This is a genomic window from Rathayibacter sp. AY1F4, from assembly GCF_002931775.1.
Lineage (GTDB): Bacteria > Actinomycetota > Actinomycetes > Actinomycetales > Microbacteriaceae > Rathayibacter.
This window is the reverse complement of sequence record NZ_PSVE01000038.1, coordinates 1-13,144: the sequence shown is the minus strand read 5'-3', so window position 1 is coordinate 13,144 and position 13,144 is coordinate 1. Positions and strand designations below refer to the sequence as shown.

The following is a 13,144-nucleotide window of genomic DNA, read 5'->3' as shown; positions in this document are numbered from 1 at the left end:
CGATCCTGCGGAGCACGGGTGTCGTGGCCATGGCGTTCCTCCATCGGAACTCAGTGGTGCGCGGTCGGCGATCAGGTCGATGTAGGCGACGGTCATCGCCTCGAGCCGGTCGGCCGGATCCGAGGGCACCCCCACCCCGCCCCTAGGTTGGGGGGACCCGCATAGCCGACCGCGCACCACTGAGTTCCGATGGAGGAACGCCATGGCCACGACACCCGTGCTCCGCAGGATCGCGATCGCGCTGGTCGCGGTCGTCGCAGTGGGAGTGGCGGGTGCCGCACCGGCGTCCGCTCTCGACAGGCCCGTCTCCGGATACCTGAAGGACAGCGGGCTCACGCCCGAGAAGATCCGCGACTTCCTCGGCGGACCCCTCATCTCGCCCTCGACGCAGGTGGGCTACGGCGGAGCGGTCTCGAGCGTCGACGCGAACGCGAGCCGCGTGGGCATGGAGGTGCTGAAGCGCGGCGGCAACGCAGCTGACGCCGCGGTCGCCACGGCCGCCGCCCTCGGTGTGAGCGAGCCGTACAGCGCCGGCATCGGCGGAGGCGGGTACTTCGTCTACTTCGACAAGGCCTCCGGCGAGGTCAGCACCATCGACGGACGCGAGACAGCGCCGGCCGGCATCACCTCGGACGCGTTCCTCGACCCCGCGACCGGAGCCCCGTACCCGTTCACCCCGGAGCTCGTCTCCTCCGGCGTCGCGGTCGGCGTGCCCGGCACGGTGGCGACCTGGGACACCGCGGTCGACCGCTTCGGCACCCTGCCGCTCCCCGTCGTGCTGGCGCCCTCGATCGCGCTCGCGGCGAAGGGCTTCCGGGTGGACGAGACCTTCCGCAACCAGACGCTCGACAACCTCGAGCGGTTCCAGGCGTTCCCCGACACGGCCGAGCTCTTCCTCCCCGGTGGGGACGCGCCGAAGGTGGGCAGCACCTTCCGCAACCTCGACCTCGCGAAGACGCTGACCTCCATCGCCGTCCACGGGCCGGACGCGTTCTACGAGGGCGCGCTGGCCGCCGAGATCGCCGACACGGTCCAGAACCCGCGGATCGCCGAGGGGTCGGACCTCCCCGCCCCGGCCGGCACGATGACCGCCGCCGACCTCGCGGCGTACTCGGTCGCCGAGCAGGCGCCGATCCGCGTCTCCTACCGCGGACTCGACGTCTACGGGATGGCGCCCTCGTCCTCCGGCGGGATCGCGGTCGGCGAGGCCCTCAACATCCTCGAGAACCACGACCTCGCGGCCGAGGACACGGGCAGCGCCCTGCACCTCTACCTCGAGGCGTCCGCCCGCGCCTTCGCCGACCGCGGCGCCTACGTCGGCGACCCGGCCTTCGTCGACGTGCCCACCGAGACGCTCCTCAGCCAGGAGTTCGCGGACTCGCGGGACTGCACGATCGACCCGGCGACCGCCTCCGTCCGCCCGGTCGCGCCCGGCGCGCTCGACGGCTCCGGATGCGCGACCGCCCCCGCCGCGGAGGAGTCGGACACCGAGAACATCTCCACCACCCACCTCTCGGTCGTCGACAAGTGGGGCAACGCCGCCTCCTACACGCTGACGATCGAGCAGACCGGCGGCTCGGCGATGACCGTCCCCGGCCGCGGCTTCCTCCTCAACAACGAGATGACCGACTTCTCCCCCACCTTCGTCGACGGGGACCCGAACCGGATCGAGCCGGGCAAGCGCCCGCGCTCGTCGATGTCGCCGACGATCGTGCTCGACGGCGGGGACGTGCGGTTCGTCGTCGGCTCGCCGGGCGGATCGACGATCATCACGACGGTCCTGCAGACTCTGGTCAACCGCATCGACCTCGGCATGACGCTCCCCGAGGCGGTGGCAGCGCCCCGCGCCTCCCAGCGCAACGGCGCGACGACCTCCGCCGAGCCCGAGTTCATCGAGGCGTACACCGACGACCTCGCGCCCTTCGGCCAGCAGCTGGTCCCCTCGGGCGACACCTTCACCTCGGCCGCGCAGATCGGCGCGGTGGCCGCCATCGAGGTCGACCCCTCCGGCCGGATGACCGCGGTCGCCGAACCGGTGCGGCGCGGCGGCGGCGTCGGGCTGGTGGTCCGGCCCGAGAAGTGACGCCCCGGAGCCTCCGCGGCCCGCTGAGAGGAACCGTCGGCCGGCCGCCCCTCTCGCCCGAGAGCGGTCCTCCGCGGGAAGGAGGCGTCTGCGACACTGGGGAGATGTCGTCGTCGCGCCCGCTGCGCACCCTCCGGGGTGTCGTCGCGGCGACGGTGGCGACGCTCGTCGCGCTGTTCTCGCACGTGGCCGGCGGCGGCCAGATCCCGGGTCCGCTCGGTGTCGCGATGCCGCTCGTCCTGTCGGTCCTGGTGTGCGTGGCGCTCGCCGGGCGCAGGCTCTCCCTGGTCCGCCTGGCGGTCTCGGTGGGAGTCAGCCAGTTCCTGTTCCACACGCTCTTCACGATCGGGACCTTCGCGGGGCCGGTCGATGCGCCGACCCTGCACGCGCACCACGGTGCCGTGATCGACGTCAGCGCGGCGATGACGCACAGCGGGATGACCGGCTCCTCGATGTGGGCGGCGCACCTCGTCGCCGCCGTCGCGACGACCGCGGCGCTCCACCGAGGCGAGTCCCTCCTCGTCAGTGTCGCCGCGACGACGAGCCACCTCGTCACCCGCCTGGTGCGGGTCCTGCCGACTCCGGTGGCCGCTCCTCGACCCGCGCGACGCTCCTCCTTCGAGCTGCGCGACGTGCTCCCCCTCGCCTCGGGCGTCTTCCCCCAGGCGGCGCTGCGGCGCGGCCCCCCTCTGCAGCCCGCCTCCTGATCATCGACGCGAGCCGCGGCGAGGACCTCCCCGGAGGTCCCCGCGGCGTCTGACCGACCCGTCTCCTCCCCCGCAGGGGTCTCCGAGGGACGCCGGCCGGTCGGCGTCTCGGCGACTCCTCCCGGACGGATCGTCCTGGCCCGGCGCTCCTGCGCGCCGGCGGAGGGGTCAGTGGAGCGTCCCCTCGGGGACGCCCGTGAAGGGAGCCACGCCTGTGGCACAAGCATCGACACCGGTCGACGACGACCTCCTCCCGCCTCCGCGGCCGCTCGCCGCTCCTCTCCGCGGGGCGGAGGCGTCCCTCCTGCTCGCGATACCGGCGGCGGTCGCTGTCGCCCTGCTGGGCCTGTCGTACACCGGGGCGTTCTCGGTGGCGACGCGGCTGATCGACCCCGGCGACCTGGTGACGCGGGGCCTGCCGATCGCGCGGGTCCTGCACGACTCCGCCGCGTCGCTGACCATCGGCCTGCTCACCGCGGCCACCTTCCTGCTGCCCGGGCAGCGCATCGCGCCGGGCGTCGTCTCGTACTCGCAGAACCGCGCCCTGCGCTGGGCGACCTGGTCGGCCGCGGTCTGGGTGGCGTCCGCGATCGCTGTCCTCGTGTTCACGGCGGCGAACACCATCGGGCAGCCGCTGGACGCGCCGGGCTTCCGGACGCAGCTCGTCTTCTACGCCACGCAGATCGAGCTGGGGCAGACGCTCGTGGCCTCGACGGTGTGCGCGACGGCCGTCCTCCTCCTCACCCTGTTCTCGCAGCGGCTGGCCTGGGTGGCGGCGGCGACCGGGATCGCGGTGCTGGCGCTGCTCCCCCTCTCGCTCTCCGGGCACGCCGCCGGCGCCGACGAGCACGCGAACGCGGTGAACAGCCTGGCCGTGCACCTGATCGGAGTGACGGCCTGGGCCGGCGGGCTCGCCGCGGTGATCCTGCTGCGGCGGACCGTCGGCGCCCAGCTCGGCGTGGTCGTCGCGCGCTACTCGGTGCTGGCCGGCTGGGCGTTCGGGGCTGTCGCCTTCTCGGGTCTGGTGAACGCGTCGCTCCGGATCGAGGACCTCGACGACCTGGGCACGCCCTACGGGCAGCTGCTGATCGTCAAGGCCGTCGCGCTGCTCGCCCTCGGCGGCGCGGGCCTCGGGCACCGGCTGCGGCTGATCCCGCGGCTCCGCGCCGACCCGGCCGACCGCCGCGCGTTCGTCGCGATCGCGGTCGGCGAGGTGGTGGTGATGGCGCTGACCATCGGCGTCTCGGTGGCGCTCTCGAACAGCGCGCCGCCGGTCTCGCAGGACCCGATCAGCGGAGACGTCCGGCGCAGTCTGCTCGGCTTCCGCTACCCGCCCGAGGTCACGCCCGAGCGGATGCTCGACCAGTGGCACCTCGACGCCGTCTGGCTCGGGATCGCGGTCGTCGGCGCCGCCCTCTACGTGTCGGCGGTCCTGAGGCTGCGGCGCCGCGGCGACGCCTGGCCGCTCGGGCGCACCGCCGCCTGGGTGGCCGGCTGCGCGGCCCTCGCCTACACGACCAGCGGTGGCCCGGCCGTGTACGGGCAGGTGCACTTCAGCACCCACATGATCCAGCACATGCTGCTGATGATGGTCGTGCCGCCGCTGCTCGTGCTCGGCGGACCGGTGCTGCTCGCTCTGCGGGTGCTGCCGGTGCGCCGCGACGGCGGGCGCGGGCTGCGCGAGTGGATCCTCGCCGTCGTGCACTCCCGCTACCTCGCCGTGCTGTCGCGGGCGCCCGTCGCCGCCGTGCTCTTCGCCGGCAGCCTGGTCGTCTTCTACTACACCGGCTGGTTCGAGTGGGCGATGTTCAGCCACCAGGGCCACGTCCTGATGACCCTGCACTTCCTCGCCACGGGCTATCTCTTCTTCTGGGTCCTGATCGGCGTCGACCCCGGCCCGAACCGGCCCGGCCACGTGCTGAGGCTGCTGGTGATGCTCGCGACGCTGGCGTTCCACGCCTTCTTCGGCCTGGCGATCATGTCGCAGACCACCGTGCTGGCCGCGTCCTGGTGGACCGCGCTCGGGTACACCGACACGGAGGCGCTGCTCGCCGACCAGGGCGTCGGCGGAGGGATCGCCTGGTCGGCGGGCGAGATCCCGATGGTTCTGATCGCCCTCGTCGTGGTCGCGCAGTGGGTGCGCTCGGAGGAGCGGACCGCGAAGCGCTACGACCGGCGCGCCGACCGCGACGGCGAGGCCGAGCTCACCGCCTACAACGACCGACTGAACCGGCTCGACAGCCGGAGCACTCCCCGTCCGACCACCACGAAGGAGACCGACCGATGACCTCTCGACCCCTGCGACGGCTTCCCGCCGCGCTGGCAGCGCTCGCCCTGGCGGGCGTCCTGATCGGGACGGCCGGGCCCGTCCAGGCGCACGACCAGCTGATCAGCAGCACTCCCGGCTCCGGTGAGCACTTCACGAACTCGCCCGCGGAGGTGACGCTGACGTACTCCGAGGACGTCCTCACGATCGGCGCGCTGGTCCTCGTCACCGACATGGACGGCATCGACCACGTGTCCGGCCCGGTCGAGCTGACCGACTCGACGGTCACCGCTCCGCTCGAGGCGGCGCTTCCCGGCGGCTCCTACGACCTCAAGTGGCGGGTGGTCTCCGCCGACGGCCACCCGATCGCGGGCGTCGTCCCCTTCACGGTCGGCGACGGCGCCTCGGCGCAGGCCGCGGCCGCCGCGGAATCCACCCCGACCGTCGAGCCGACCGTCGTCGCAGCCGCCTCCTCGCAGGCCCCGCCGGACGTCCTCCGACCGGTCCTCATCGGTCTGACCGGCGCGGTCCTCGCCGTCGCGGCCTTCCTCCTGATCACCCGCCGCCGCGGGCGGCCCTCGACCACCACCGAAGACCGGACGTCGTCGTGACCGCCGACGTCCTCCACCCACCGCACCACCTCACAGGAAGGCGCCACACCATGCGCACTCGACACGTCACCACCCTCTCCGCCCTCTCGGCCGCAGCCCTGCTCGCCCTGACCGGCTGCAGTGCCGGAGCCTCCGGCAGCACCTCCGCCGAGATCGCGCCCGCCGCGACCGAGGTGAGCATCACCGACGGCTGGGTGAAGGCCGCCGACTCCGGCATGTCCGCCGCGTTCGGTGAGCTGGAGAACTCCGGCACCGAGGACGTCACCGTCGTGTCCGCCACCTCCGCCGCGTCCTCCGAGCTGGAGCTGCACGAGACCGTGGCGAACGAGTCGGGCGAGATGGTGATGCGTGCCAAGGAGAGCGGCTTCACGATCCCCGCCGGCGGCAGCCTCGAGCTCGCCCCCGGCGGGAACCACATCATGCTGATGGACCTCGCCGCGCCGATCGTCGCCGGGGACGAGGTCACCGTCACCCTCACCTTCTCGGACGACTCCACGACGGAGTTCACCGTCCCGGCGCGCGACTACGCCGGCGCGAACGAGAACTACGAGGGCGGCGACATGGACATGGACATGGGCGGAGAGGGCTGATGAGCGAGGACCGCGAGACCGGCCACGGCGCCGACGAGCGCCCGCGCAGCGCCGTCAGCCGGCGACGGCTCCTCCTCGGCGGAGCAGTCGCCGGCATCGGCGCGGCCGGTGCGATCGGAGCAGACCAGCTGCTCGGCCGCGGCGGCGCTGCGCCGGCAGCGGCCGCGGCGCTGAACGGCGACGAGACGATCCCCTTCCACGGTGCGCACCAGGCCGGGATCGCCGCGACACCGCAGGCGCACGCGACCTTCGTCGCCCTCGATCTGCGCGAGAGCACCGACCGGGACGGGCTGCGGCGGATGCTGCGCATCCTGTCCGACGACGCCGCGCGCCTCACCCAGGGGCAGCCGGCCCTGGCCGACTCCGAGCCCGAGCTCGGCGTGGTCCCCGCCCGCCTCACCGTGACCTTCGGGTTCGGGCCGAGGCTCGTGTCCCTCGCGGCCGGCGATGCGGCGAAGCCGGCCTGGCTGGCACCGCTGCCCGCGTTCGGGATCGACCGGCTCGAGGAGCAGTGGAACGACGGGGACCTGCTGCTGCAGTTCCACGCCGACGACGCCTTCACGATCGCGCACGCGCTGCGGATGCTGCTGAAGAACACCCGCACCTTCGCGACCGTCCGCTGGACCCAGACCGGGTTCCGCCGGGCGCAGGGCTCCGAGAAGGCCGGCACCACGATGCGGAACCTGTTCGGCCAGGTCGACGGGACCGTCAATCCGCGCCCCGAGGACGTCGACTTCGACGAGCTGGTCTGGGTCCGCGACGGCTGGCTCGCCGGCGGCACCGGGCTGGTGCTGCGCCGGATCCGGATGGACCTCGACAAGTGGGACCGCCTGGACCGCAGCGGCCGGGAGCAGTCCGTCGGGCGGACCCTCGCGAACGGCGCGCCCCTCACCGGGACGGCGGAGGCCGACGAGCCCGACTTCGAGGCGACGACGACCATCGGCTTCCCGGTGATCCCCGAGTTCTCGCACATGAGGCGCGCCCGCTCGGAGAACGCCGCCGAGCGCTTCCACCGCCGGGCCTACAACTACGACGACACCCCGACGGGCGAGGACATCTCGAACTCCGGGCTGATCTTCGCGGCGTACCAGGCCGACGTCACCGCGCAGTTCGTCCCGATCCAGAAGCGCCTGGACGAGCTGGACCTGCTCAACGAGTGGACGACGCCGATCGGCTCCGCCGTCTTCGCGATCCCGCCGGGCTGCGTCGAGGGCGGCTACATCGGCGACACCCTCCTCTGACCCTCACCGGCACCCGCCACAGCACCGAAGGACCAGAAGCATGACCACCACCGCCACGAGACCCCGCGACTCCGCCGACACCCCGCCCCCACCGCGCAGAAGCAGCGGAGGCTGGCTCGGACAGCTGCTGCTGCGCCTGCACTTCTCCGCCGCCCTGTTCGTCGGGCCGTTCATCCTCGTCGCCGCGACCAGCGGAGCGCTCTACGCACTCACCCCGCAGCTCGAGCAGGTCGTCTACGCGCAGGAGCTGCACGCCCCCGAAGCGGACGCCTACCTCCCCCTGGCCGACCAGATCGACGCCGCCGACGAGTACACCGGAGGCGGGCAGAGCATCGTCGCCGTCCGCCCCGCCCCGAACCCCGGCGACACCACCCGGGTGATGTACGCGGACCCGTCGCTCGGCGCGAGCGAGACCCGCGCGGTCTTCATCGACCCGGCCACCGCCGACGTCCGCGGCGACCTCACCGCGTACGGCACGAGCGGCGCCCTGCCGCTGCGGACCTGGGTCAGCGACCTGCACCGGACGCTGCACCTCGGGGACGTGGGCCGCTCCTACAGCGAGCTCGCCGCCTCCTGGCTGGGGGTCGTCGCCCTCGCCGGCCTGGGTCTCTGGATCATCCGCCTCCGCCGCGCCCGCGTGAAGAGGGACCTGCTGCGCCCCGCGCCGAGGACCACCGGCTACAAGCGCCTGTTCTCCTGGCACGCCTCCACCGGCGTCTGGCTGCTGGTCGGCGCACTGTTCCTCTCGACCACCGGCATCACCTGGTCGCTGTACGGAGGCGGGAACTTCGAGACCCTCCGCTCCGCCGTCGGCTGGACCACACCCTCGCTGGGGACGACGCTCGGCGACCGGACCGGCGAGGTGGCCGACGAGCACGCCGGTCACGCCGGACACGGCGCGGCCACCGGCGACGCCGTCGAGTCGACGGCGGGCTACTCGCCGGCCGCCTACGACTCGGTGCTCTCGGTCGCCCGCGAGGTCAACGTGAACACGGGACTGGTCGAGATCCGGCCGCCCGCGGCGGAGGGCTCGGCCTGGGTCGTGCAGGAGATCCAGCGCAGCTTCCCGACCGAGGTCGACGGCGTCGCGATCGACGGGAGCACGATGCAGGTCGTCGACCGGGTCGACTTCGCCGACTTCGGCCTCGTCGCCAAGCTCTCCCGCTGGGGCATCGACACGCACATGGGCTCGATGTTCGGGCTGCCCAACCAGCTGCTGCTGTTCGTCACCGCGGCCGGCATCGCCACGATGGTCGTGCTCGGATACCTGATGTGGTGGAAGCGCCGCCCCACCCGCGGCCCCCGGCGGCTCGGCGGCACCCCGCCGGCCCGGGGAGCGCTCCGGCGCGCGCCGTGGTGGGGAGTCGCGTCCGTCCTGGTCGCCGCCGCCGCGGTCGGGCTGTTCCTCCCGCTCCTGGGGGCGAGCCTCGCGGCCTTCGTGGTCGTCGACACGCTGCTGGGGCTCCGACCCGCGCACCGCTGAGCGCGCGGGCGCCGGCCCGGTGAGGTCCACCGGGCCGGCGTCACAGCCCCTTCGGGAAGGCGAGGGAGCGCAGCGCGGGGTCGAGGCTCTCCCACTGGTGGCGCCGCTCCGCGTCCCTGTCGGCGTCGCTCCCCCGGAGCCCGACCGCCTTCGCGGCGTACACGGCGGCGTGCGAGCAGTGGTCCGCCATGTGCGCGACGGCCGCGGCCTGTCCGGCCGCCCGCGCGGCAGCGGTGGCGGCCGGACAGGCCGCCTGCGTCGCGGCGCGGGCTGCGGCGTGCGCCGCGAAGGCGGCCGTGCGGCACTCCGTCATCGGAGCCCCGCCCCGCTCCCAGGCGCGGAGGACGTCGAGCGCGCGCCGGGGCCGGGGATCGTCCGGATCCCACTCCTCGAACGCGGGGAGGGCGCGCTCCGCGCACTCCGCCGCCCACCGTGCGAGCGCCCGGTGGACGTCCGGCTCCGGATTCGCCCAGGCCGGCTTCTCCGATCCGCCCACAGGTCTTCCTCCGATTCCGGAGCTCAGCTGGCTCTTCCCAGATGAGGGTGTAGGTCGGCCGGGCGCGTCGGTCCGCAGATAGACGTCGAGGTCTCCCGACGACGGAGGTTCCTACGCCATCCGTCCGAAAGACCTCGACGTGTCCGACGCTACCCCGCAGGCCGGCTTCGGCCGCCCTGACCTGACCGCCTTCGCGTCTCATCCCAGTCGACCCTGATCGAGTCTGCTGACCCCCTCGACGAGAACGCAGCGACATCACAGCCACCCAACCCCGACCGTCCGGGAAGCCGGGACACGTCACATGACCTGTGCTGCGGGCGTGTCGAGTGGGTCGTCCAGGGGCGACGCAGGAGCGTCGACGCGACGTGCTGAGAGGTGGTTCCAGTCGAGCGCTAGGACACCGGCTACAGGCATGGCGATAGGTCAGGAACGGCGTCGCTCCCTGCGCAGGAGGGAGCGCAGAGTCTCGGCATTCGCGTAGCCGACCCGTAGCGCGATCTCGGCGGAGGTGAAGTCCGTGGTTGCTGAGAGGTGCCGAGCTCGTTCGATGCGAAGCCGTTGGACGAAGCCGAGCGGAGTGAGGTTGAGCGCCGCACGGACTCGTCGTTCGAGGGTGCGCCGGCTGGTGCCGAGCGACTGCGCGACGAAGGCGACGTTGAACGGTTCGTCCAGGCGGGCGCGCACGAAGCGTTCGAACTCGACGACGATCGGGTCCTCGTGCCGGAGATGTTCGTAGGCGACGAAGGCCGCCTGAGACGGACGCTCGTCGATGATGAGGAGCTTGGCGACATGTTGGGCCAGGTCGGGGCTGATCGATCGCACGAGTGAGAGCGCGAGGTCGATGTGGGCGAACGCGGCGCCGGCGGTGACGAGGTTCCCGTCGACCACGACCATGGTGTCGAGATCGAGGGCGACGGTCGGATAGCGCTTCAGGAACTCCGGCCCCAGGAACCAGCTGGTCGTCGCCCTCCGATGATGCATCCGTCCGGTCTCGGCGACAGCGAACACGCCGGTGCACGCCGCGGCGATCCGGGTGGTCGCCTCGTCGAGGCGCCCGAGCGAGGCGATGACCGAACGAGCATCTCGGCTCTGGAGGACGTCGTTGGTAGCGGCGGCCGTAAGGGTTCCAAGCGCAGGGACGACGACCACGTCGAACTCTCCGGACTCCGACAGCGGGTGGTCCACCGACAGGGTCATCGATGCCGTCGTGGTCACTCGCCGTTTCGGTCCGAGGATGGCGAGTTCGATCGGGTCGATCCGCGGGTCGACATCGCCGCGGGCTCCGTCGGCCACCCGCACGATGTCGATGATCGACGCGATAGCCGAACCGAAGCAGCCGTCGATCGCGATCAGTCCGATACGCATGACGTAAACAATAGCAATACTGCCGTATACGCCACTCCCCACCGGCCCTCGCTCGTCATACGCTGGACTCGTCCCACGAAGAACCTCGACGTCAAGGAGAGTCCCTCATGTCCACACCCGCATCACTTCCGTATGCCTTCGTCGCCAAGATCGTCGCGGCCGATGGACAGCACGACTCGGTCGCCGATCTGCTCGCCGGCGCTGTCGCACTCGCCAACGAAGAAGTAGGAACGATTGTCTGGTTCGCGGTCAGGACCCACGCCGACACCTTCTGGATCTTCGATGCATTCCCCGACGAAGCCGCTCGCGACGCCCACGCCAACGGCGCCATCGTCGCAGCCCTGATGGCCAACCAGCACCTCCTCGGCGCAGCACCCGAGATCCTGGCGGCCGACGTCCTCGCGTCCAAGCTCCCGTAGTCCGCCAACGCACGAGACGATCGCGCCCCGCCGAGCCGTCGCCAGGTCGCGACGCAACGCCACGCTGCGTTGCCGAGCGGTGCGAGGCCTATCGGCACACGGACAGGATGCCGGCCGCGAGCGCTCAGCCGGCGAGGGTCCGTCGCAGAGGAGAGCGACGTCGGTGTCGGGCAGAGCCGTGAGGCCAGCGCATCGCGCGACCACCAGAACGGTTCGCCGGAGCCGCCTGTCGGAATCGAACGGACGACCTAATGACGTCGGCTTTGCGTCTACCGCTTGATGCGCCCACTGGGCGAACGAGCCGCTGACCTGCGCAAACGCCGAGCGTGGAGGACGCCGCCATCCGGTGGTGACCGACGACGACCGACCAGTACCGACCGTTTCACCGGAGCTTGCGGCGGCGTCGAAGCCGAGCAAGCTCCATTCTTCTAACTCACCGCGCCCTCCTCCTCGCCGGCCCCGTCGTCGGCGAAGACGTTTCAGGGGTCTTCTCAGATGACGGTGTAGGTCGGCCGGGCGCGTCGGTCCGCAGATAGACGTCGAGGTCTCCCGACGACGGAGGTTCTTACGCCATCCGTCCGAAAGACCTCGACGTGTCCGACGCTACCCCGCAGGCCGGCTTCGGCCGCCCTGACCTGACCGCCTTCGCTCGACTCGACGGCCTCGATCTGCACACCGGCGCGGACCTGCTCACCGACAAGCAGAGCGACAGGCTACGCGCGCTGTTCGTTGATGACGCTCACGTCGAGGTCGAGGCGACCTGGGGTGTCTACCAGCGCATGATCGCCGCCTATCGCCACGAGGACCGGCAACGTGGCCGCGAGCTCATGGAGAAGCTGATCACCGACCTCAGCGCCGGCGTCCCCAAGGTGCTCACCGAGCTCACCACCCTGGGCCGGACCCTGAAGAAGCGAGCCGCTGACGTGCTCGCCTACTTCGAACGACCCGGCACCAGCAACGGGCCGACCGAGGCGCTCAACGGACGGCTCGAACACCTGCGCGGCTCCGCACTCGGGTTCCGCAACCTGACCAACTACATCGCCCGAAGCCTGCTCGAGACCGGCGGCTTCAGACCCCAACTCCTACACCCCCGATTGGGATGAGCCGCTCAGCTCCGGCGCGGCCGCCCCGTGAAGTGCTTCACCCCGTAGACCAGGAGGAGCAGGATGCCGCTCAGCTGCAGGGCGAGCGAGAAGCCGGAGGCGAATTCACCGGCCGGCCACACCAGCCTCAGCACCAGCGCGACGAACATCGCTGTGACCCCGACGACGAACAGGACTCGATTCCGCATCCGTCGAGTCAACCATCCGCACGCGCATCGGGGCCGACCGGAGGCCTCAGCTCCGCGGCCGCCGCAGTTCGGCGTCGTCGTCTCGCGGCGCTCACCTCCCGGATGCAGGAGCCGGCGTCGAGCTGTCCTCGGAAGTGGACCAGACCGCCTGCGCTCCGGTGTCGCCGATCTGGACGACGTTCGCAGTCGCTCCCACTGCGACGACGATCGCGACGGCGGCGAGGATCAGCGAGGGGACCGAGCGGGCGCTCCGTCCCCTCGTGTCGGCGGAGTTCCTCCCGCGCGTCCGGAACCAGAGCCAGTGCGCCACGCAGAGGACGAACAGTCCGGCAGCCCAGGGCAGCAGGTGATCGCCGAGCTCGGCGTGGCGTTCGAGTGCTGCGGAGGGGTCGACCTGCCGTTCGAGCGCTTCGCCGGCCTGAGTGGCGAGCGGGACTCCGAGAAGGGCGACGAGGGCGGTGATCGGAGTGATCACGCCCAGGCGTCGGCGGGCGGCCGGCCAGACGCTGCCGAGGATGAGCATCAGGGCGGCGAGGGGGAGCAGGACGACCTACACCGTCATCTGAGAAGACCCCTGAAACGTCTTCGCCGA

The 13,144-nt window shown here is 71.9% G+C and carries 12 protein-coding genes and 1 pseudogene; 9 read left to right on the top strand and 4 right to left on the bottom strand.

What is annotated here, in order from left to right; genetic code table 11:
• The first annotated feature begins 202 nt into the window (after nt 1-202).
• From ggt to C5C59_RS16525, 7 genes are all read left to right on the top strand, one after another.
• On the top strand, nt 203-2,083 hold the full coding sequence (ggt, locus tag C5C59_RS16555; protein ID WP_104239517.1) for a gamma-glutamyltransferase: 1,881 nt from the start codon (nt 203-205) through the stop codon (nt 2,081-2,083).
• 104 nt (nt 2,084-2,187) lie between these two features.
• Nucleotides 2,188-2,790, top strand: a complete 603-nt coding sequence (locus C5C59_RS16550; protein WP_104224800.1) for a hypothetical protein — start codon at nt 2,188-2,190, stop codon at nt 2,788-2,790.
• Between the two features lie 214 nt (nt 2,791-3,004).
• A complete protein-coding gene (locus C5C59_RS16545) occupies nt 3,005-5,077 on the top strand; it encodes a cytochrome c oxidase assembly protein (RefSeq protein ID WP_104239516.1) in 2,073 nt (690 codons plus the stop codon).
• Entirely contained in the window at nt 5,074-5,667 is a 594-nt protein-coding gene (locus C5C59_RS16540; RefSeq protein ID WP_104239515.1) for a copper resistance protein CopC, read from the top strand. Before C5C59_RS16545 ends, C5C59_RS16540 begins: the two co-directional genes overlap by 4 nt.
• A 50-nt stretch (nt 5,668-5,717) precedes the next feature.
• Nucleotides 5,718-6,257: a copper chaperone PCu(A)C gene (locus C5C59_RS16535; protein WP_104239514.1), complete on the top strand. Its 540-nt coding sequence runs from the start codon at nt 5,718-5,720 to the stop codon at nt 6,255-6,257.
• Complete coding sequence (locus C5C59_RS16530) at nt 6,257-7,498, top strand: Dyp-type peroxidase (protein WP_104239513.1); 1,242 nt, start codon at nt 6,257-6,259, stop codon at nt 7,496-7,498. The genes C5C59_RS16535 and C5C59_RS16530 overlap by 1 nt, the downstream gene beginning before the upstream one ends.
• A 40-nt stretch (nt 7,499-7,538) precedes the next feature.
• Nucleotides 7,539-8,981 (top strand): PepSY domain-containing protein, encoded by a 1,443-nt coding sequence (locus C5C59_RS16525; RefSeq protein WP_104239512.1) that lies wholly within the window; start codon nt 7,539-7,541, stop codon nt 8,979-8,981.
• Nucleotides 8,982-9,021: 40 nt separating this feature from the next.
• On the opposite strand, the gene C5C59_RS16520 is transcribed toward C5C59_RS16525, so the two are convergent.
• Nucleotides 9,022-9,477 (bottom strand): putative immunity protein, encoded by a 456-nt coding sequence (locus C5C59_RS16520; RefSeq protein WP_104239511.1) that lies wholly within the window; start codon nt 9,475-9,477, stop codon nt 9,022-9,024.
• 423 nt (nt 9,478-9,900) lie between these two features.
• Nucleotides 9,901-10,842 carry a GlxA family transcriptional regulator gene (locus C5C59_RS16515; RefSeq protein WP_053548963.1) on the bottom strand — a complete coding sequence of 314 codons (942 nt, stop codon included), beginning with the start codon at nt 10,840-10,842 and terminating at the stop codon, nt 9,901-9,903.
• 107 nt (nt 10,843-10,949) lie between these two features.
• Between C5C59_RS16515 and C5C59_RS16510 the strand changes: the two genes are divergently transcribed.
• Both C5C59_RS16510 and C5C59_RS16505 read left to right on the top strand, forming a co-directional pair.
• Nucleotides 10,950-11,261, top strand: coding sequence for a putative quinol monooxygenase (locus C5C59_RS16510; RefSeq protein WP_104239510.1), 312 nt, complete (start codon nt 10,950-10,952; stop codon nt 11,259-11,261).
• Nucleotides 11,262-11,929: 668 nt separating this feature from the next.
• Nucleotides 11,930-12,364 (top strand): annotated as a pseudogene (locus C5C59_RS16505) (transposase); the annotation flags it as partial.
• A gap of 5 nt (nt 12,365-12,369) precedes the next feature.
• On the opposite strand, the gene C5C59_RS16500 reads toward C5C59_RS16505, so the two are convergent.
• Together C5C59_RS16500 and C5C59_RS16495 are read right to left on the bottom strand one after the other, a co-directional pair.
• Nucleotides 12,370-12,552: a hypothetical protein gene (locus tag C5C59_RS16500; protein WP_104224784.1), complete on the bottom strand. Its 183-nt coding sequence runs from the start codon at nt 12,550-12,552 to the stop codon at nt 12,370-12,372.
• A 91-nt stretch (nt 12,553-12,643) separates the two neighbouring features.
• Complete coding sequence (locus tag C5C59_RS16495) at nt 12,644-13,075, bottom strand: hypothetical protein (protein WP_219814005.1); 432 nt, start codon at nt 13,073-13,075, stop codon at nt 12,644-12,646.
• Nucleotides 13,076-13,144: the final 69 nt, after the last annotated feature.